We start from the raw sequence: 19,239 nt of genomic DNA on the forward strand, positions 1-19,239 counted from the left end.
CGCTAGCGAGAGGAGTTCTATGGATAGATTGTGACCACTGAACGTGAGATGTGGTCGAGAGTTTGCTAACTGGACACTCGGTGTCGATTCTACACTCTCGGAAGAACGGCTGAGACGTCGACGTTTCTAAGAGGTGTTCTTGGACGTCAACGACAGTTTGGACAGCTACATTGCTATTCCTACATAACAGGCACTCTATCCCGTGAATTTTCGCGTCTAAACACGGCCCAGCCTCTCTATGCAGCACCGAGTGATCTGCCAGAAGGGTAGTTGTTCGGTTATTTGTGGTGGACTCGACGGAGTGCGTCGGCGGTCGCGGTTCCGGAGATCCGGATGTACTTCTGGGCAGTCGCAAGGTCACTCCAACCCATCAGTGCCTGTAGCGGTACCGGGGCTACTCCCTTGTACGCATGATGGCTGGCTGCGGTTGTCCGTAGGCAGTGTGGATAAATTCGTCCAGTGAGATTCGCTTGGTCGGTGGCTTCTTTGACGCGGCGGTTGACCGTTGACCGCGACCGTGGGAAGCCACTGTAGCGGTTGGCGAACCGGTTGATACAGAGTTCGATTCGGAGTGAAAGATCGAAGGGGATTGACCGAGCTGATGCGACGGTCTTTGGGTACCAGCGTGAAGCGATAGCGTCAGTTTCAGTCAGTTGGTCATTGTGGGCGACTTTCTGACGGGCCTGTCGGCGGCAGTACCCGCAGTCACACGGCTCGTGCTGTGGAATACGAATGAGTTTGCGATTCCAGTTTAACCAAGAGCTATGAAAGTGTGCGATTTTCCCAGCGCGGAGGCCAAGCCGATCACCGAGCAGACAGATGAACCGTGCCTCGAAGCCACGTGGTGCTGGCAAATCCCCGCACGCCTCTAACAGCAGTTCGAACTCTCGGTCGTTGAGTACATCCTCGTGGGAATGGCGGGTGGTCAGTGCCTGTCGGTGTCGGTCGGCCCATTCGTTCTTCGACGTTCCTTGATGAACTATCCTTTACACGAGTGTGGTGACCAAGAATGAGTATTCCACAAACCAACGACAACTAACAGCCTCTCTGCTGTATAGACTGTGCGAATCTCGCACGGTAGCATGTCATGATCCTGGACGTGGGAATCGCCATAACGTGATCGTGGGAGCGCGGCCTTGGCTGGCTATCGTCGCCGAACAAAGTCCGCCAGCGGGTGCAACAGGACTGTGAGTGCCAGGAGGACGAGCCGCGTGCTTGTGTCGATCTACCGGTGTACTTCCTACTTTCTGTGATGTTTGGTAACATCTAACGTGATACGCGACGTAGCTGTAACTTGCGCTCACTACGAGGCCACGTTGAGGTCGGGACCTGTCGAGGTGGGTGTATCGGAAGGAGGAAACTATGGCAGCAACACCCAAAACCGAGTCAAACAAACAGATTGTCCGCCGGCTATTAGACGACGTGGTGACCGAGGGAAACATCGACCTCATTGACGACCTCTTCGCGGAGGACGTACTCGACCACACTCTGATGGGCGACACCCGAGGCCGTGAACCGATCAAAGAACGAGCCGAATCCCTGCACGCCGCGTTTTCGGACTTCTCAGCGACCGCCGAGAAGTTGGTCGCTGAGGGTGATACTGTGGCACTGTGGGCGATTGATCAAGGAACGCACGATGGCGAGTTTCTGGGCATCGAACCGACGGGACGGGGGGTTGAATACCCGGCCACGGCGTTCTTCCAGATGGAAGATGGGAAAATCGTCGAACGGTGGGTCCAGCCCGACTTGTTCGGCCTTATGCAGCAACTCGGCGTCATCGAACTGCCCAGAGACCCGTCGAGCCGAAGAACGATGGAAACGGCCACATCAGCAGATGGTACGCCAATTGCTTATGAACGAACCGGAAGCGGGCCACCGATCGTACTCGTATACGGGAACGGCGACATCCTCCAGTTCTGGGAAGAGGGGGGAGTCCGTTCCGCGTTCGCCGACCAGTACACGGTCCACACCATCGAGCGCCGAGGCCGCGGCGAGAGCGGTGACGCCGCCGAGTACAAACTGGAACGCGAGGCCGAGGATGTGGCGGCAGTCGTCGAGGCCATCGACGAACCGGTGACGCTGCTGGGCCACTCCGGTGGCGCCCTCTATTCGCTGGAGGCGGCCCTGCGAACCGACAACCTCCGTACACTCATCTTGTACGAACCACCGATTCAGGTCGGCGACAACGAACTCGACATCGCCGAGGAGCTCACTGAGATGAGAGCGCTGATGGAGCGCGATGAGAGTGAGCAAGCGCTCGTCCAATTCATGCGTGACATCGCAGGTCTTCCGCCGGACGAGATTGACGCGCTTCGTTCGGCACCGGTCTGGCAGGAGATGGTCGCTGCGGCCCATACACTCCCTCGGGAGTTAGAGGGGATCAACGAGTATGAGTTCGAGGCAGCCCGGTTCGAAAATGTGATCATACCGACGTTGCTGTTGTCCGGCAGCAAGAGCCCCCCACTGTACAAAGACGCGACGAAAGCGGTCAACGAATCACTTCCTGACAGCCGGATCGCCATTTTCGAGGGAGAACAGCACATGGCGATACACACCGCACCGGACCGGTTCATCAACGAGGTGATCACGTTTATCGAGGGATCATCCTGACTGACCGACAATCAATTTCGCTCACATTCGGTGGCGTTTGCTATTGACGATCACGGAGTAGTCGGTTCAGAACGGACGTTCCAAACGACCCCCTGTGCTGCATGCACCCTCTGTATCGATCACCCGGCTTCTGACGGCGTACGAGTATGTCTACCCGGTACTGCTGCATAGATAGCGCGTATATTGCACCTTTTTCAGCCTCCCGCGAACGGTCTGGAGGTGCGTTTAATGAGCTGTAGCGTGTATTGGTACCATGTCTCAGACTCGGTTCACTCCTGATCTCGACCTGGACGGGCTTTCCCCGGACGAGGCCTTTGCCATTCTGGGGAACGAAATCCGGTTAGAGATCATCCGCGTGCTCTGGCGGGCAGGTGCTGCCCACGTGTACGACGACGGCTCTGATGCTGTCGAAGTGGTGTCGTATTCCGAGTTGCAAAACGAGGTTGACGTCGATGATAACGGGAAGTTCAACTACCACCTCTCGGAACTCGCTCCTCACTTCGTCCGCCGAACTGACGACGGATACCGGTTGAGCAGTGCAGGAAAGCAGATCGCCAGAACGGTGATAGCCGTTTCTGGAGCGGAGAGCCTTGACTTCTCTCAGGAACTCGACGAGAATTGCCCGTTGTGCGGAGCAACCGTTGCGGCCACCTACGAGGATCAGTGGCTGCGAGTCGGCTGCACCGAGTGTGATGGGTTGTTCGGCGATCAAGCGCCGACGGGGACGCTCTTCCTCACGAACTATCCGGCAGCAGGGCTGACGACCCGCAACACTAAGCAAGCGCTCGCAGCCGGACTCTATCGGTGTGCTCTGGACATAACGTATCTAATGTACGGCATCTGTCGGGAGTGTGCCGGGCCGATCTCGTCGTCGGTGACAGTCTGTGACGTGCACGAACGTGATGGGAAGCACGCCTGCGACACCTGTGGAACGCCGTTTCCGGTCTGGGCAGATATGAGATGTAACACCTGTGGATTCGCCAAGCGGTTACCAGTCGAGATGTTTGCAACTGGTCTCGTCTTGGCAACCGAACTGACCGGCAATCCCGAGTTAGACATCGACTCACCGGCGGTCGACGACGCCATCGAACTGCTACAGAACAACGTCGAGACCAACGTCTCGATGGAGCCTCTCCGCGTATCGCTTTGTATCGAGGTCGAAACGACGGTGTTCACTCTCACCTTGGACGACGAGATGAACATCGTCGAGTTCAATCGGGAGCCACGGACTGACACCGTCGTTTCGTAATCTGGATACGTCTGACTCTGTTAGAGAAGTGTCCTTCTCCTAATACATAAGGCGATCTCAGTGCTAACACTAGCTGCTCGTATCAGAGCACAATCCGGCACTGTGGCGTCCGTTACGCGGAGGTACTCGAGGCGACACAAGCGGCGGAACGGATGGCACAGGAGGTGACGAATGACCATGACTAGCAAATCGATGCCGAACAGCGAGTGTACCACGGGGGGAACGCCATGACGGCAATAGATCGCGGCAAGCAGGATCGCGTCCTCGATTGGGGTGGTTTCCCTGGCCGCTGGGAAATCACGCGTTCGACAGCGGACACGGACGGGGAACTGCTGGAAATGCGATTTGAGATCGAAGACGTCCCCGAAGATGGCCCGTTCGTCCACACCCATCCGCACGCCGAGGAGCGCTACGAAGTGGTTTCGGGCGTGCTAGAAGTGTACGTGGACGGGGAATGGATGGAGGTAACGGCCGGTGAGGAACACACCGTCCCTCCAGGCACGGCCCACACGTTCAGGAACGCGACCCCCGTCGAGATCAGAAACGTCCACGAGCCCGCCCTACAGCACGAGGCGTTCTTCCGGCGGTTCCATCAGCTCGTCACGGAGCAAGGTGTGTCATTGCCTCCGGAGGGCTTCAAAGATGTCGTGTTGTTAGCGATGCTGACGACAGAACACGAGGAGGACATATACGCAGTGAGTCCCCCACACTGGGTCTTTAAGGGTCTATCTGGCCTGGGCCGCTTGCTCGGGTACCACCTCCCAGATTAGGCAGCGGTTCTAAGCTGTAGTAACAGCCGGCAGAAGACGGGAGGGTGAGAGGCACCCTTCCTGCGATAGACGTTCGCTATTCGTAGTCATAATCCGACCAGATAGGCTGATTTCGTCGATCGAGATCGGTTATTTTCTTGGATCTTTGCGGGATAGAGCACCTCTGTGTCGAGAAAACCGAGGCCGCGCATTCAGCACAACTCAAGATGGAATGAGAGAATGGGGGAGAATCGCTCACATGTCTGTGCTGAGAAACCAGGTCACGCCATCCGGGCCCAGATCGTCATAAAAAAGCGACGGTGAGCCACATTCACTCGTGGCCGTGACTCGTCTCAATACGGCTGATTTCGTCGAGGACATCACTGAACGGGACTGAGCCCTCTGCTTGGATCTGCCCGGGGTCGAGTACCTCCGTATCGAGAACCTCCGCTGGCGTGAGCCACACCCACTCGGGACGGACGTTTTTGCCAGGCTCACTGAATACTTCGAGTTCCTCCTCAAGCATCTCCTTGCTAAACGGAGGCAGGAGTGGCGGATCCTCGGTGCCCTCAAACGTGTCCTCGTACTCCGGTTCATCCCCCTCATCGAGTTCTCCGACGACGATTCGCATCGTCATTCCGAGGGGGTGATGCGGGGCACAGTACAGATCGTACAGGCCCTCCTCCTCGAACTGGTAGAGCCAGCCTCCACCAGCGTTTACGACCGGCGACGAGAACGGCGGCACACCATCTGGAACCCGCTGCTGGAACCCGTGGCCGGGATGGTAGGCCGTGATCGTGTGGTCGGGAGTCGTGAAGGTGAACTGGACGATGTCACCTTCCTCTACTGCCAGTCCAGTCGGTTCGAAGTGGAACAGGGGGCCGTGGTTTTCAGGCACAGGATCGGCGATGTGAAGTTCGACCTCGTGATCTGGTTCGAGTTCCCCCGGAATATTGTCGGCGTTCGGCGTGGAAAAGCCGTAACGTGGATCGATCTCCGCACCACCGTTTCCCTCGGTCCCGTTGTCGCCGCTATCGCCGTCGTGAGCGGCTGCTACGCCACTTTCGAGCGAAAGTGCCGCGCTGGTCCCGAGTATTTTCAACAGCGGACGCCGTCCGGTTCCGAGTTGTTCGATGCTCGTCTGGTCGGTTGTCTCGTTTGGTGGTGTCATTAGTTCGTTTCTCTTGGATGTGTTACTTCCTCGCCACAACCATCGTATCCGGACCCGGGAGCGGTTTCGCCTCTCCGCCTTCGAAACCCGCCTCGTGGACCCATTCGATACACTGGCCGGCCGTATAATCGAAGCCGTCAGGCGTTTCGATCAGCATGTTCAGGCTCATGAGCAACGGTAGTTCAGCGGCGCGGCGCTCCTCGTCGATTATCGTTCCGTAGACGACGATGGCCCCGCCCGGATTGACCGCCTCGGCGACCTTCGAGAGGATCGCTCGCTTGTCGTCGAGCCCCCAGTCGTGGAGGATGTGGCCGAGAATGTAGACATCCGCTGCGGGCAGTGGCTCGTCAGCGAAGAAATCAGCGGCTTGGAATTCGATGCGGTCGGCGGCCGGACTCTTCCCGGCGAAGTCTCGGAAGTACGGTTCGATCCGGGGAAGATCAGCTCCGATGGCGTGGACGTGGTCGTTCTCCTCTGCGATGCGCTTTGGAACAATTCCTTCACTGGTGCCTAAATCGACAACTGTCTCGTGGTCCTTCCAGGGGAACTCGTGCGCGAAGACCTCTGCCGCACCCATACTGAGGCTGGTCATCGCGCCGACGAACTGTTCGAGAATCTCATCATCCTGGTAGATGACACCCTCGAACGGGTGAGTCTGCTCGTCGTCGATTTCGTTCTGGGTCCGGCCGGTTCGGAGCGCCGTTTCGAGGTCGTCCCAGAACGGATACAGCCGGTCGTTGATCATTTCGAACCAGCCGACGAACGACGTGGGTTTACCCTCCACGAGGAACGCAGCGGATTCAGGCGTGTTCCGATACTGGCCGTCCTCACGGTCGAGCAGATCGAGCGCGACCAACGCATCCAGGAAATCCCGTGAACCCCGCGGATGCAGACCGAGCGCGTCCTCTAGCTCCTCGACGGTCTGAGGCCCATTACGGTCGAGTTCGGTGAAGACGCCGAGTTTGGTGGCACTCATCAGCGTCTTTGATGCCCAGAACCCCTGACCGATGTCCAGAATCCATTCGGGGCTTGGGCCGTCTGCGGTCATATCTGTCAACCTCCGTGGTCGGTGTGACCACGATGAGGATTTTGCCCCCGACAATAGTTATAATTTTTGTGATATATATGCAAGTCTGTGGTGGTCGCCCAACCAAGTAACATTCTGTAACTACAACGATCGGCGCTGGGTGGATTACTCCGGTAACTCGACGTCCGGCATCTCCGCGGCCGTGTGCTCGAATGCCCACGCCTCGAATTCTTCGAAGACGCCGGTGAGAGATGCACCTCGCTCTGTCAGGTCGTAGTACGTAGCGATGGGACGGTCCTCGAGTCGTCGGCTGATGAGGTCCTGTTCTTCTAAGTCTCCGAGTACGCGGGAGAGGGTGGCCGAATCGGCAGTTGTCGTTTCCTGGAGGTCACTGAATCGCTGTTCCCCGTAGAGATGGAGGCTCCGCAGCACGGTAAGCCGCCATTTGGAGCCGACTATCTCGAACGCTCGCGCAACGGGGCATATCTCGAAGAGGTCGTCGTCAGGGTCTGGCCTGGGTGGTGGGTCAATGCAAGGCATGGAATGTGTTCTATGCTTCCACATAACGTGACAAAAGGGTATCCCGCGTCTCTGTACGGATGGTAAATGGTCGTCAAGCGTCTCCGTCCACATCGAGAGTGTATCGCCGACTCAGATCCGGCTTTGCATCGAGTCGGTTGGAATCGGTTCGCACTGACGCGTAGACGCGCTCGGCCCACTCCCGCGCGATCGGTGCATCCGTATCGACGAACACCTGCATGAGACCGGAGGTTTCGTCGTAGCCTCCGATTCCGACACGCTCGTCGAAGAGAGCGAGACCGTACGGCAGCTCATCCCGCGTCCGGAGGGCCAGATGCCCACTATCGAGTGCTACCTGAGCACGCTCGGGGTACGTCTCGAAGAGTTTCTCTACGATGTGCGGGAGGTAGATGATCTCGGTGTCGGTTTCTTCGAATACTTGCTGGTGAAACTCACCGAGGATCAGCGGCGCCATGTGCGTTGTATTGAAGCCACGGAAGGTGTCAGACTCGCTGGTAAGCGCGATGAACCGCTCGATCGGCCTGTAGGGATCATCCGGTTCCGCGACGGTAATCGTCGCGTCCACGACGGTTCCAGGATGAAGTCCCGGTGATCCTCACAGACCGCATCCAGAAGCGGCGTCATCCTGTGTGCGGTCCGCACGTTCGCCTCGAACCGGAGGACCTCCTCGGCGATGACTACGCCCCGCCAGGTCAACTGAAATCGGCTATCGACCTTCTCGACGAAGTCCTGCTCGTCGAGCCATTGCGTGTAGCGGTGGCTCGTCGCCCGCGAGATACCGAGTCGTTCTTCGATCGCTCGGCGATCGAGCGGTTCTCCCAGAAGCGCTTCCAGAACAGGGCCGTGCCGGACGATATCGCCGAGTAGGTCTGTGTCGATTCGATCGTCCGCAGCGTCCAGGCGCTGCCCTAGATAGCGGCGGTTCCGTTCCGTTTCCAGAATTGCCTCGAAGACCGGCGAGCCGGGTGGTGAGCGGCCATCGTCCTTTCGTCGGTCGTCTTGATCGGAGGTCATGTGACTCACTCTCTAGATAGAGGGTGGCAGAGATAGTAACTCTGTCCCGTCCACGCTCCGAAACTTGTCTCACTGCCTGAAACGGTACTCTCGGCACTGAACACTACTCGATAGGTGAGGCCAGAACCCGTGCTAACATCTGGTTCTATATGGCACAACATGCCCACCCTGATGAACAGACCGAACAGTTCGAAGCAGGACTTCATGGTAACCTGATTCGTCCCGACGACGCTGACTACGACGACGCTCGCGCGGTGTGGAACGGAATGATCGACAAGCAACCGGCCCTGATCGCTCGATGTCGGGGCGTGGGAGACGTCATCAGCGCGGTCGACTTTGCCCGTGAGCACGACCTGCTCGTGGCGGTACGTGGTGGTGGCCACAACGTCGCCGGAACCGCCGTTTGCGATGACGGGCTCGTCATCGATCTCTCCGAAATGCAGGGCGTATGGGTAGACCCGGATGCACAAACAGCGTGGGTCCAAGCCGGGGCTACGTGGGCGGATGTGGACCACGAAACCCAGGCATTTGGTTTGGCGACGCCCGGCGGGGTCGTCTCCGCCACGGGCGTCGCGGGGTTGACACTCGGTGGTGGAATTGGCCACCTCCGCTGCAAGTACGGATTGAGCTGTGACAACCTCGCATCCGTAGACGTGGTCACCGGAGAAGGTGAGTATCTGACCGCTAGCGATGACGAGAACCCGGAGTTGTTCTGGGGTCTTCGCGGCGGAGGCGGGAACTTTGGAGTGGTGACCGGCTTCGAGTTCGGCCTCCACCCGGTCGGACCCGACGTGGCGACATGTCTCGTATTCTACCCGGGAACCCGGTTGGCCGAGTGTCTGCGGAGGTACCGCGAGTACGTCGTCTCCGCCCCCGAGGAAGCCAGCACGCTCACGTCGGCGGGCGTAATGCCCGACGAGGAAATTTTTCCGGCGGATGCTGTAGATACCTCCAAAATCGGAATTGTGGGCTGTTATGCAGGACCGATTAAGGACGGCGAGCGCGCACTGAGGCCCCTGCGAGAGATCGGCGAGCCGATCGCCGACTTCAGCGGGACGATGCCATACGTGGAGTTCCAGCAACTCTTTGACGAGGACTACCCCGACGGGATGCGCTACTACTGGAAATCGCTGTACCTCGACGGCCTCTCGGAGTCCGCCATCGATCGAATTGCCTACTGGAGTGACGTGGCACCGTCACCGCTCTCGACAGTCGATGTGTGGCAGTTGGGGGGTGCAATCGCCGGAGTTGACGTCGAGGATAGTGCGTTCGCGGGGCGATACGCGCCCTACCTGCTCGGTGTCGAGGCAAACTGGGAACGCCCGGAGGACGACGACGCTAACGTCGAGTGGGTGCGTGACTGTCTCGACGGCATGCGCCAGTTCTCGGACGGCTCGGTGTACCTGAACTTCCCGGGATTCTTCGAAGAGGGCGACGACATGATGCGATCCACGTTCGGCCCGGCGTACGAGCGGTTGGTCGCGCTAAAGGATGAGTACGACCCGACGAATTTGTTTCGCCGCAACCAGAACATCGCACCGTCCGAAAACGCTCGATCCGACGGTGGGGCGTGCCATGACTGACTGGTACGCTGAATTCGGGATAGCCTTGCAGCAGGTACCGACAGCCCACGCCACGCTACCGAGGATATTCGTGATTCTGCTGAGCGCCCTGCTGGCCATTTCAGTGGTCAGTGAGTCCGGGCAGGCTGCTGGCACGGTCGGTTTCGTTCTGGCGGAGGCACTCGTGCTGTACGTTGGCTATGGGGTGTTGATGCGGATCGCTAGCCCGACCGCCCGTGAACTACTCGTGAGGGACTAACTGTGCAATCTCTCGGCCTCGGTATCGAGATGATCACGTTCTTCGTCGGATTCGGCCTGCTCATCGGTATTCTCTTCGGGTTCTTTGGAATGGGTGGGTCGTTCCTCCTGACGCCAGCGCTGCTGGTAGTCGGCTATCCGGCTCCGGTGGCCGTCGGGAGCGGCCTCGCATTCGTCTTCGGCACTAGTATCATCGGTGCGCTCCGACACCACGATTACGGTCAGGTCAGCTATACACTGGCAGCGGTGATGATCCTCGGAATGATGGTCGGTATCGAGGTCGGTACCCGGATCGTGTTCCTGCTTGCGGAGCTCGGCAGCGCTGACGTCGTCATCAGCGTGGTGTATGTCGGGCTTCTTGGTGCGGTCGGACTCGCTGTTCTCCGTGATGCTCGTACCGGCGGTGCCGACGTGGGACCAGGTCGAGTTACGACTAGGGTGCAGGCTATCACGCTCTCGCCGATGGTGTCGCTCCTCGGCGGTTCGACCGTCTCGGTGTGGGTTATCCTCCTTGTCGGGGCGGGTATCGGCATTCTCTCCGGATGTCTCGGCGTCGGTGGAGGATTCCTGCTGCTCCCCGTCATGGTCTACGGGTTCGGCATTCCCACCGCCGTCGCTGCCGGGACCAGCATCCTCCAAATCACGGTTTCAGGTGCATTTGGGACGTTCGTCTACGCCCAGTCGAACGCCGTCGATGTCTTCTGGAGGTTGCACCCCCCGAAAGTAATGTGGAGGACGCTGCTACTACCAATAGAGGTGAACTTGCCTAATGATGGATATACGCGCACGCGTCCGGTCACCTATTGAAGCGGAGACTGGTGAGAAAGTCGTCAAAATGGATCTTGAAGGTTCGATCGTTGACAACAATGGGAGAGTTAGCATTGCTGGTAGCCGCGACGATATGCTCGCGCTCGGCAAGGCAATCGTTGCGAGTACAAAATCACTGCCAGAAGAAGACGAGGAAGAAGAATGACGGACGAAACCATTCAGAAACTGCTGTCGTTGTTTGAACATAAAGTTCCGCCTGAGGAGCCGACTCTCGTCGAAGCGAGAGTCATTGCTCCGGCTGGTAGTGATCCTCGAGGTGTCGCTATCGAACTTTCAGCTGCTCGTCAGGGAGAGAATAAACGGGTGACTCTCAGAGGGGACCACGACGGGATGCGCGCACTCGGCGAAGCACTCGTCGACGCCGTTGAGGAACTTCCCACCGATGAGAGGGAAAGCTCTAATTGATAGTCTTCTATAAATAGATGCCACTTTTCTGTAGGTGTGCCTAGGATACGGCAGCGAATGCCTTTGAGAGGGTGTCATAGAACAACTCACATAGCAGTTGATTTTGGCGGGTTTGCAATGAACGCACTGTCGTGTGCAATGTGCGTATTGACCGCGAGGGTTCTACCAGTTCTGAGACGTTTTCCGATAGCCGTGCGAGATATAGGGCGCGCATTCAGTAGTCCGCTGCCCAGTTGGGGATGAACGGTGTGTGTTCAATAGAGGAATCACATCGCGTGTGACCCTGCGTCAACACTGACTGATGCGAACTCAACAGCGACATCGTGGCAGTCTGTGTCCATTTGGTCAATGACCTCACGCTCTGTGCTGTGAATCCGTTTTGAGATGAGGTAGTTCATATGGCGGTTCGAGCGCATCTAAAAGACGCTCATCGAGTCGAACTCGCGATCACAGAACGCTGTCTCAATCAAGACGTGTTCTTTCGCACGCCGAACCAACCGTCGGTGACCTCAGTCCCGAGTATCGGCGGGAATGGTATACGGGCTGATAAAGCGAATGCCATGGGGATTGTCCCGAAACGATTCACCCGGTCGCGTTGCGCAGAACGAGCGTATCATCGGCAAGGTATCGATCGAGGACGTGCGCGTCTTCTTCGAGTGTCTTCAGATGGCGGCGCAGGAGTTCGCTCGTCGCCTTATCGCCGAGCTGGTCCGCCAGTTCGATATGTTCACGCCACTGCACCGCGAGCGTCGCGTACCCGTCGAGGTCACGCTCGAGCGACGAGCGGATATCGTAGTGATGGGCTTCTTCGATGAATATGGGCGCGTGTTGGCGGATACCCATCGGCCCACAGGCCGGAACACCGCCGAGCGCGCTGATCCGAATGGCGATGTCGTCGGTCATCTCCGTGAGCCGGTCGGCAGCATCCTCAAGGAAGTCACTGATCAGGGTCAGTTCGGCCCCCTCGACGAGCCAGTAATGCTTGCGCACCTGATTGAAGAGGATATACAGTCCCGACACTTCGCTGTTCAAGGCCGTGACCAGCTCTTTAGCTACGTCCTGTTCGAGATGGAGCCCATTGTCGGCTACCGCGTCCCATTCCTGACGGACATGAGATTGGTCATGGCTCCGGAGATGTGGTGTACTCATCATCGTTCCTTCAGCACCTCCGCTCGAACGAGCGTCTCATCTTCGAGGAATTGCTCGATAGTGTGGGCGTCATCTTCGAGGTTTTCGAGGTGGTCACGGAGCAGTTCAGCCGTGCCCGGGTCGGCCTTCTCTTCTGCCAGAGCAATATGTTCACGCATACTGACTATCAGGATCGCATATCCATCGAGATCACCCTCCAAGGAGGCACGAAGGTCGTACAGATCCTCGGCCTCGAGGGGGACCTCGGCCCGTTCCTGAAGCGTCGGCGGTGTGTTCGGGGGAATCCCACCCAGTTCGACGATACGAATTGCGAGCTCGTCGTTAATCTTGCGCACTCGTTTATACGCATCCTCGAGGAAGTTAGCGACCTCTTCGTGTTCGGCACCTGCAGCGGTCCAGTAATGCTTGCGAAGCAGGTAGAACAGGTTGAACGATCCTGCGTGGTCGACGCTCAGGGCGTCAATGAGTACCCCGGCGTCGGCGCGGTTGACCCGGAGTGCGTTCTCTGCGATGGTACCCCATTCTTGACGGCGCTCGCCTGTATCGGGCTCCCGAACGAGTCGGCCTTGTTTCTGTGCCATTCAGGTTACCCGTTCAGTGAGTGGCACTCTCGAGGACGAGCGTGTCGTCTTCGAGGTAGTGTTCGAAGTGGTGACCGTCTTCTTCGAGGTCGACGAGAATCTCGCGCAGCATCTCGCCGGTTGCGGGGTCACCGAGGTTCTCGGCGAGTTCGATGCTGCCGCGCATTGACTCGATGATCTCGCCGTACATCTCGAGATCGTTCTCGAACATAGTGCGAACATCGTAGACGTCTTCACCCTCGAACTCGACGGTCGCGCGCTCCTCGAGGTTCGACGGGCCTGAGACGGGGACGCCGCCCAGCGCCTGCGCACGCTCGGCGATCTCGTCGGCACCCTCTTCGACGTGCTCGTAGGCTTCCTCGAGAAACTCGTGCAGCGGCAGGAACTCGGCTCCCTCGACGACCCAGTGGTGCTTTTTGAGCTGGTGGTAGAGGACGTACGAGTTCGCCAGTTCGGAGTTCAGTGCCTCGACGATCTGCTCGGCTTTGTCCTGATCGAGCCGGAGCGCGTTTTCGTCGACGGTGCCGGCTTCTTGACGGACGGTCGTCTCTTGGGAACTCATCTCATGGGAGGTAGTCGCTCGACAACCTTAAAGCTTTCAGAAACCATACATTTTCGGGAGACTTAAATTCGTTTTGTAGATCCAGTAATCTCAGTCTGTAAAGGTACTCAAGCGTTTCGTCGAGCGACTGATCGCCGAAGTCGTCTCAGGTCCCGGTCGAGTCCGCACCACGGTGCGCGCGTCCGGCCCGCTCGTCTATCGGATCTTCGAGGTCGCCCATGACCTCCTCAAAGGCATCCGTCGAGGTCAGGAGACCAATGATCTCGTCGCCCTCGGTGACGAGGGCGAGTTCCTGATTTTCCCTCTGGAAGCGGTCGATAGCGTCGTTGATCTCCTCCGTGGCCGGAAGCGTCATCGGCGACGCGGCGATATCTTCGATGCCGACGTCGCCGCTCATGAGGTCCTCGAAATGGTTCGTGATCGTCGGGAGATAGACGATGCCGCGGAAGTCGTCTATGTCTTCGCCGACCACTGGGTAGCGAGAATGGGAGTGTTCCTCGACGAGCGCGAGGTTCTCCTCGGGGGTGTTCTCGGTCGAGAGCGCGACGATCTCCTCGCGCGGAACCATGATCACCTCGACCGGGATGTCGCCAACGGCCAGCGCGTTCATGACCTCCTGCCGGCGTTCTTCGGGAACGTTTCCCGCTTCGAGGGTCGAGCTGAAGCGCTTGTAGAGGCCCGCACGCCCCTGCATGACGTCGGCTTCGGTTTCGAGCCACGCGCCGGTCATCTCGACGCCGAACAGCGAAAGCGTCCATTTCGCCGCTCCGTCTCCAAACTTGATGATCGGCCAGATGGCTCGCGTCCACCAGTACAGCGGCGTCGCACAGTACCGACAGACCAGTTTCGAGCGCTCGACGCCGAGATAGGTAGGGGTCTGCTCGCCGTGAGTGAGATGGACGAGGTTGACGATGAGAAACGCGAGGATGGCCCCTGCGCCGACCGATGCGAGAACGGTACCATCGAACAGCGGTTCGAAGATGGCCGTGAGCGCGGGTTCGGCGACGATCCCGACCGCGATGCTCGAGAACGTAATCCCGATCTGGCAACTGGTCAAGTAAATCTCCAAATTCTGAGTCATCTCCCACGCGCGTTCGAGAGCGGTTCTTCCGGGTTCCACGAACTCCGCTTCGGAATACTGTCGGGCGCGGGTCAGCGCGAACTCGATGGCGACGAAAAACCCGTTGGCGAGAATGAGTAATAGACCGGCGATAAGCCTGATGGAGGCTTCGAGCGCGGTCATCGGCATACCAAGTTATACGAGCAGCAACACGGATAAACGGCTTGTCTGCAAACCGATTCTTCGCGCTCCGACGATCCCGTCCTCACGAGATGTCTCAAGCCGGGTCGCTCTGGGAGTCTAGTCCCGATGCGTCGTCCCCACGTTGTTTGCGCTGGTAGGCGTCAATTGGGTCCTTGAGTTCGCCCATCACTTCCTCGAAGGCGTCCGTCGAGGTTAGCAGGCCGACGACCCGTCCCTCCTCAGTGACGAGCGCGAGCTCCTGATTTTCCGTCTGGAAGCGGTCGATGGCGCCGCTGATTTCCTCGTCGGCCGGCAGCGTCATCGGGGGCTCGGCGAGGTCTTCGATGTCGATGTCGCCGTTTTTGAACGCCTCGAACTGGTTTGTGACCGTCGCGAGATAAACGACCCCTCGGAAATCGTCGATGTCCTCACCGACCAGCGGAAAGCAGAGATGTGGCTGCTCCTCGATGACCGCGAGGTTTTCCTCGGGGGTGTTGTTGGTCGAGAGTGCGGCGATTTCCTCGCGCGGCACCATGCTGTCACGGACGGGGATTTCCTTGACCACCAACGCGTTCATCACTTCCTGACGACGCTCTTCGGGGACCTCGCCGTCGTCGAGTATCGACCCGAGCTGTCGGTGGAGGTCCGCACGCCCCTCGATGTCCTCGCCGTCGGATTCGAGCCACGCACCGGTCATCTCGACGCCGAACAGCGACAGCGTCCATTTCGCTACCCAGTCACCGACGCGGAGAATCGGTCGAATGACCCACGTGAACCAATACAGCGGCGTCGCGCCGTAGCGACAGACCTGTTTCGAGCGCTCGACGCCGAGGTAGGTGGGGGCCTGTTCGCCGTAGACCTTGTGTACCAGGCTCACGATGATGTATGCCAAGATCACGCCCGCACCGATCGACGCGAGAACCGTCTCGCCGAACAACGGCTCGAACAGCGCTGCGAGCGCGGGTTCGGCGACGATACCCAGTGCGATGCTAGCGGCGGTGATGCCGACCTGACACCCGGTGAGATAGATTTCGAGATCCTCGGTCATCTCCCACGCGCGTTCGAGGCCGGGTTCCATGAACTCCGCTTCGGAATACTGTCGGGCGCGGGTCAGCGCGAACTCGATGGTGACGAAAAACCCGTTGGCGAGAATCAACGCGGCACCCGCGACGAGACGGAGGAGTATTTCGGGTGCTTGCATTCAGTATGGGTCCATCGATACGGCGTCGAGGCAAAAAAGAACGGGTGGCAAACTGACATTGCTGCCGGGTGGGCCGTTCAATCGAATCTGACCGCCCGTCCGGTCTCCGAGGAGCGATAGATGGTCTCAATGACGCGCTGGACGGTGAGACCTTCTTCGAGCGTGTTCCGCTCCGGCGGGTCACGAGCCAAGTTCCCAATATCACGACATCGTCTGGCCCATCTGACTCGGGGTCACGCTTTTTGCCGTTCAGCCAATAGAACCTCGACGTGTACCGCGACGTCCTTATCCCGACAGATGGATCCGATGCGAGCGCAACAGCGCTGGACCACGGGATAGAAATCGCATCGAGTGTGGGTGCCGAGGTGCATCTCCTGCACGTTGTAGACGTTGGGACGGAGATGTCCGCATCCGCCGTTGGCGACATCGCGGACGACCTCACCGAAGCGCTTGATGAGGAAGCGGAAGAGGCGCTCGAGCAGGCCGAGCAAATGGCCGATGAGGCCGGAGTTGCGTCCGAACGAGCCGTTCTCGAAGGATTTCCCGAAGACGCAATACCCCAGTATAGCGCTGATAACGGGATCGACCTCATCGTGATCGGAGAAAGCGAGGATTCGACCCTCACAGAACGACTCTTCGGGAGCACGACGGAAGACGTTCTCGAATCGGTTACTACCTCGGTTCTGGTCGCTCGGGAATGAGTCCCCGCTCGTAGAAACTACCGTTATCGCACCAGTCCGTCAGAGAACCATCCACGGGGAACTGCCTCTCCAGACGATGATTTACGGCGAAATCGGTAGATCGTGACTCTGATTCGAATTCGTCAGTGCTTTCGCCAGCCTGTACGCGAATCAAACACATCGACTGTGCTGAATGCACCCTCTATAGTCAGCAGGCAGCTTTTGACAGATCCAAGAGAGATCGGTAACCGCTCCGGTAACTGTTTGACCTGTGCAGAGCGATTCGGTGGATAGTGCAGTAAGGGTAGGAGAACCGTTCTATGACGCCTTCTTTGAACCAACACTACAGTCGTCGGCTATCCTTCGTGGGAGGCAGTGATGACCTTGATTTTGCTGACGTTCGTCGGATGCCGCTCGGCGCGGTGGAGTTCGACATGGCCGACGTTTTTAACGGCGTACCGACTCCACGACTCGGCCCCTTCTTGTCGCCCGCCGATGTCTTTCGAGGATTCGAGTAGTGTAATTGGGATGCCGTCGAGAACGGGGAGAGACATGCTGTTGTATCCCTCGAACCAGCCATCTGGTTCGACGGTCCCGTCTCCAGCAATCGCTCTCAGTGCCGCTTCTTGGTGTTCTCGCGGGACGTTGCAAACGACCTCGCCGACCGATAAGGGACCAGCGTTAGGGTCAAACTCGTAGACTGGTCGGTGCTGTTCAGAAAGGCTGTCGATGTCTTCAACCGTTCTCGTTTCTTGGTTTGTCATCGTAGAGTTGTAACTATCTGTGTTGCTGTTTTCCTTGTCTACCAACGAGCCGTACCGCGATTCGTTGGCAGAGTGACTGCCGCTACGCCTGATCCTTTTCACTATCTCGGAAAAAACCTCAGGAGATATTTTCTGATATATCAAAAATATCTGGTCAAGGGAGCCGTGTGAACCTTTGACGTGTAGGGTTTAAGTCAAACCTGCTAAGTAGGATGGAGTGTGGAGAGGGACCGCGTCCCCAAACTAGCAGAGATCGCGGTCCCTCAGTGTAAGCATCGAGCGTGACAGGCCAGTCTGACGCTCGGCTCGGCCGTCGTTGCAGCGACGACCTAGTTGAGAGATGGGCCGAGAGCTGTGAAAAATCTAACTCTCGGGCTTTTGTCAGGCTACCTGCCACTGAACCAGATGAGCAGTGACATCTATCGAAAACACGATGAAACCAAAATCGAAACTAAAGCACGAACCTCCATCTGAGCGAGTCAGTGGCAACATTCCAACTAATGACATTGAGGTCTCCGACCTCATTAGGCAGGAAACTATTGATCGTCTCGGTCCCCGCCAAAAAATGGACTTCGAGGTCGAAATGTCTGAATTTCTAGGTTGGATGCTGAAGAAAGGGAAGAAAATTGACGACCGTGATCCGAAGGGGCACAGAAAAAGCACGGCTGCTAATTACATAAAGCGAATCACCCGGATTCTCCCGCGAATCTGGGATGAATTCGATGGGTACACCCTCCAGATAACCCCGGAAATGGGTGACTGGTATCTCAAGCAGTTACGTGACGATGAGTTCCGACGGGACAACGGTGAACCGTATGCGGGCAGTACGAAAACGAAGAACGCATGCTGCCTACTCAACTTCTTCCGCTTCCGCTGGGATCAACGTAACGGCAAGGCCTGGGAGCCGTTCACCCTCTTTGAAGAGGATTCTGGCTCCCGGATCTCTGATCCGATCACGCTCGAAGAACGGCCAAAGATTCGTGAAGCAGCCCTCGAGTACAAGACAGTCAAGAGCTACAACAACTGCACTCCTGAAGAGCGGGATCGGATTCGGGCCGAACTTGCTCAGCGCCTCGGAAAGCCGAAGTCAGATATCACTCCGAGCGACTGGGAAAAAGTGAACACGTGCTGGAAGTGGCCATCGCTTCTGATGGTCGGCCTCGACATCGGTCCTCGGCCCGTCGAACTCGAGCGAATGACGGTCGACTGGCTGGTACTCTCGAAACCCGCAATCAAGGTGCCACGGAACGACGCAGCAAAAAATGACCGTACTTGGGAGGTCCCGATCACGGAACGTACCGCCAATGCTCTGCGTCGCTGGCTTCGACAGAGAGACACTGACCCGAAGTATGATGATACCGACCACGTCTGGCTCACCAGGGAGGGTGAGCCGTTGTCATCGGGTCCCCTCTGTCGGAACCTGCGGAGCCTGATGGACGAAGCAAACCTCGACTACAGCGACCGGCACATCACGTGGTACAGTCTCCGTTACTCGCTCGGGACGTACCTTTCGATGACCGCGGACAGCCTCGAGGAAGTCAGACGCCAGATGCGCCACGAATCGATCGAATCGACACTCAACTACATCCACCCACCCGAAGAGGACGTTCGCGATAACCTCAACTCGATCAACTGAGGCGAAGGTT

At 58.0% G+C, this 19,239-nt stretch carries 19 protein-coding genes and 3 pseudogenes; 10 read left to right on the plus strand and 12 right to left on the minus strand.

Going from position 1 to position 19,239, the window contains the following annotated elements:
- Positions 1-278: 278 nt before the first annotated feature.
- Positions 279-854: a tyrosine-type recombinase/integrase gene (locus K6I40_RS28980; RefSeq protein ID WP_345779427.1), complete on the minus strand. Its 576-nt coding sequence runs from the start codon at positions 852-854 to the stop codon at positions 279-281.
- 508 nt (positions 855-1,362) lie between these two features.
- Between K6I40_RS28980 and K6I40_RS08370 the strand changes: the two genes are divergently transcribed.
- The 3 genes from K6I40_RS08370 to K6I40_RS08380 all read left to right on the plus strand — a co-directional run bounded on the left by K6I40_RS08370 (position 1,363) and on the right by K6I40_RS08380 (position 4,629).
- A complete protein-coding gene (locus K6I40_RS08370) occupies positions 1,363-2,610 on the plus strand; it encodes an alpha/beta fold hydrolase (protein ID WP_222918597.1) in 1,248 nt (415 codons plus the stop codon).
- A gap of 253 nt (positions 2,611-2,863) precedes the next feature.
- Positions 2,864-3,859 (plus strand): ArsR family transcriptional regulator, encoded by a 996-nt coding sequence (locus K6I40_RS08375; protein WP_222918598.1) that lies wholly within the window; start codon positions 2,864-2,866, stop codon positions 3,857-3,859.
- A 227-nt stretch (positions 3,860-4,086) separates the two neighbouring features.
- Positions 4,087-4,629 carry a cupin domain-containing protein gene (locus tag K6I40_RS08380; protein WP_255681896.1) on the plus strand — a complete coding sequence of 181 codons (543 nt, stop codon included), beginning with the start codon at positions 4,087-4,089 and terminating at the stop codon, positions 4,627-4,629.
- A gap of 310 nt (positions 4,630-4,939) precedes the next feature.
- On the opposite strand, the gene K6I40_RS08385 is transcribed toward K6I40_RS08380, so the two are convergent.
- From K6I40_RS08385 to K6I40_RS08400, 4 genes and pseudogenes are all read right to left on the minus strand, one after another.
- Positions 4,940-5,779 (minus strand): plastocyanin/azurin family copper-binding protein, encoded by an 840-nt coding sequence (locus K6I40_RS08385; RefSeq protein ID WP_222918599.1) that lies wholly within the window; start codon positions 5,777-5,779, stop codon positions 4,940-4,942.
- A 22-nt stretch (positions 5,780-5,801) separates the two neighbouring features.
- Positions 5,802-6,827 (minus strand): methyltransferase, encoded by a 1,026-nt coding sequence (locus K6I40_RS08390; protein ID WP_222918600.1) that lies wholly within the window; start codon positions 6,825-6,827, stop codon positions 5,802-5,804.
- Positions 6,828-6,971: 144 nt separating this feature from the next.
- Positions 6,972-7,238: a winged helix-turn-helix transcriptional regulator gene (locus tag K6I40_RS08395; protein ID WP_345779428.1), complete on the minus strand. Its 267-nt coding sequence runs from the start codon at positions 7,236-7,238 to the stop codon at positions 6,972-6,974.
- Between the two features lie 181 nt (positions 7,239-7,419).
- Positions 7,420-8,360, minus strand: a pseudogene (locus K6I40_RS08400) (transcriptional regulator).
- A gap of 149 nt (positions 8,361-8,509) precedes the next feature.
- On the opposite strand from K6I40_RS08400, the gene K6I40_RS08405 reads away from it, so the two are divergent.
- The 5 genes and pseudogenes from K6I40_RS08405 to K6I40_RS08425 all read left to right on the plus strand — a co-directional run bounded on the left by K6I40_RS08405 (position 8,510) and on the right by K6I40_RS08425 (position 11,413).
- Positions 8,510-9,943, plus strand: coding sequence for an FAD-binding oxidoreductase (locus K6I40_RS08405; protein WP_222918602.1), 1,434 nt, complete (start codon positions 8,510-8,512; stop codon positions 9,941-9,943).
- On the plus strand, positions 9,936-10,181 hold the full coding sequence (locus K6I40_RS08410; RefSeq protein WP_222920487.1) for a hypothetical protein: 246 nt from the start codon (positions 9,936-9,938) through the stop codon (positions 10,179-10,181). The genes K6I40_RS08405 and K6I40_RS08410 overlap by 8 nt, the downstream gene beginning before the upstream one ends.
- A gap of 29 nt (positions 10,182-10,210) precedes the next feature.
- A pseudogene (locus K6I40_RS08415) lies at positions 10,211-10,879 on the plus strand (sulfite exporter TauE/SafE family protein); the annotation flags it as partial.
- 70 nt (positions 10,880-10,949) lie between these two features.
- Positions 10,950-11,153 carry a hypothetical protein gene (locus tag K6I40_RS08420; RefSeq protein WP_222918603.1) on the plus strand — a complete coding sequence of 68 codons (204 nt, stop codon included), beginning with the start codon at positions 10,950-10,952 and terminating at the stop codon, positions 11,151-11,153.
- Complete coding sequence (locus tag K6I40_RS08425; RefSeq protein WP_222918604.1) at positions 11,150-11,413, plus strand: hypothetical protein; 264 nt, start codon at positions 11,150-11,152, stop codon at positions 11,411-11,413. Before K6I40_RS08420 ends, K6I40_RS08425 begins: the two co-directional genes overlap by 4 nt.
- Positions 11,414-11,682: 269 nt before the next feature.
- On the opposite strand, the pseudogene K6I40_RS28985 reads toward K6I40_RS08425, so the two are convergent.
- From K6I40_RS28985 to K6I40_RS08450, 6 genes and pseudogenes are all read right to left on the minus strand, one after another.
- Positions 11,683-11,916: pseudogene (locus tag K6I40_RS28985) on the minus strand (transposase); the annotation flags it as partial.
- A gap of 79 nt (positions 11,917-11,995) precedes the next feature.
- A complete protein-coding gene (gene dpsA / locus K6I40_RS08430) occupies positions 11,996-12,565 on the minus strand; it encodes a DNA starvation/stationary phase protection protein DpsA (protein WP_222918605.1) in 570 nt (189 codons plus the stop codon).
- Complete coding sequence (dpsA, locus tag K6I40_RS08435) at positions 12,562-13,143, minus strand: DNA starvation/stationary phase protection protein DpsA (protein ID WP_222918606.1); 582 nt, start codon at positions 13,141-13,143, stop codon at positions 12,562-12,564. Before dpsA (K6I40_RS08435) ends, dpsA (K6I40_RS08430) begins: the two co-directional genes overlap by 4 nt.
- Before the next feature lie 13 nt (positions 13,144-13,156).
- Entirely contained in the window at positions 13,157-13,705 is a 549-nt protein-coding gene (gene dpsA / locus K6I40_RS08440; protein WP_222918607.1) for a DNA starvation/stationary phase protection protein DpsA, read from the minus strand.
- 145 nt (positions 13,706-13,850) lie between these two features.
- Positions 13,851-14,954 carry a hemolysin family protein gene (locus K6I40_RS08445; RefSeq protein ID WP_222918608.1) on the minus strand — a complete coding sequence of 368 codons (1,104 nt, stop codon included), beginning with the start codon at positions 14,952-14,954 and terminating at the stop codon, positions 13,851-13,853.
- Positions 14,955-15,042: 88 nt separating this feature from the next.
- Complete coding sequence (locus tag K6I40_RS08450) at positions 15,043-16,149, minus strand: hemolysin family protein (protein WP_222918609.1); 1,107 nt, start codon at positions 16,147-16,149, stop codon at positions 15,043-15,045.
- 269 nt (positions 16,150-16,418) lie between these two features.
- Here K6I40_RS08450 and K6I40_RS08455 point away from each other — a divergent pair, with 269 nt between their 5' ends.
- A complete protein-coding gene (locus K6I40_RS08455) occupies positions 16,419-16,850 on the plus strand; it encodes a universal stress protein (protein ID WP_222918610.1) in 432 nt (143 codons plus the stop codon).
- Positions 16,851-17,185: 335 nt separating this feature from the next.
- Here the strand turns inward: K6I40_RS08455 and K6I40_RS08460 are convergent, their stop codons facing one another.
- Entirely contained in the window at positions 17,186-17,593 is a 408-nt protein-coding gene (locus K6I40_RS08460) for a hypothetical protein (RefSeq protein WP_222918611.1), read from the minus strand.
- A gap of 583 nt (positions 17,594-18,176) precedes the next feature.
- Between K6I40_RS08460 and K6I40_RS08465 the strand changes: the two genes are divergently transcribed.
- Entirely contained in the window at positions 18,177-19,229 is a 1,053-nt protein-coding gene (locus K6I40_RS08465) for a site-specific integrase (RefSeq protein WP_222918612.1), read from the plus strand.
- The last annotated feature ends 10 nt before the right edge of the window (positions 19,230-19,239 follow it).

The sequence above is a fragment of the Natrinema sp. SYSU A 869 genome (assembly GCF_019879105.1).
In the GTDB taxonomy this organism is placed as follows: Archaea; Halobacteriota; Halobacteria; order Halobacteriales; family Natrialbaceae; genus Natrinema.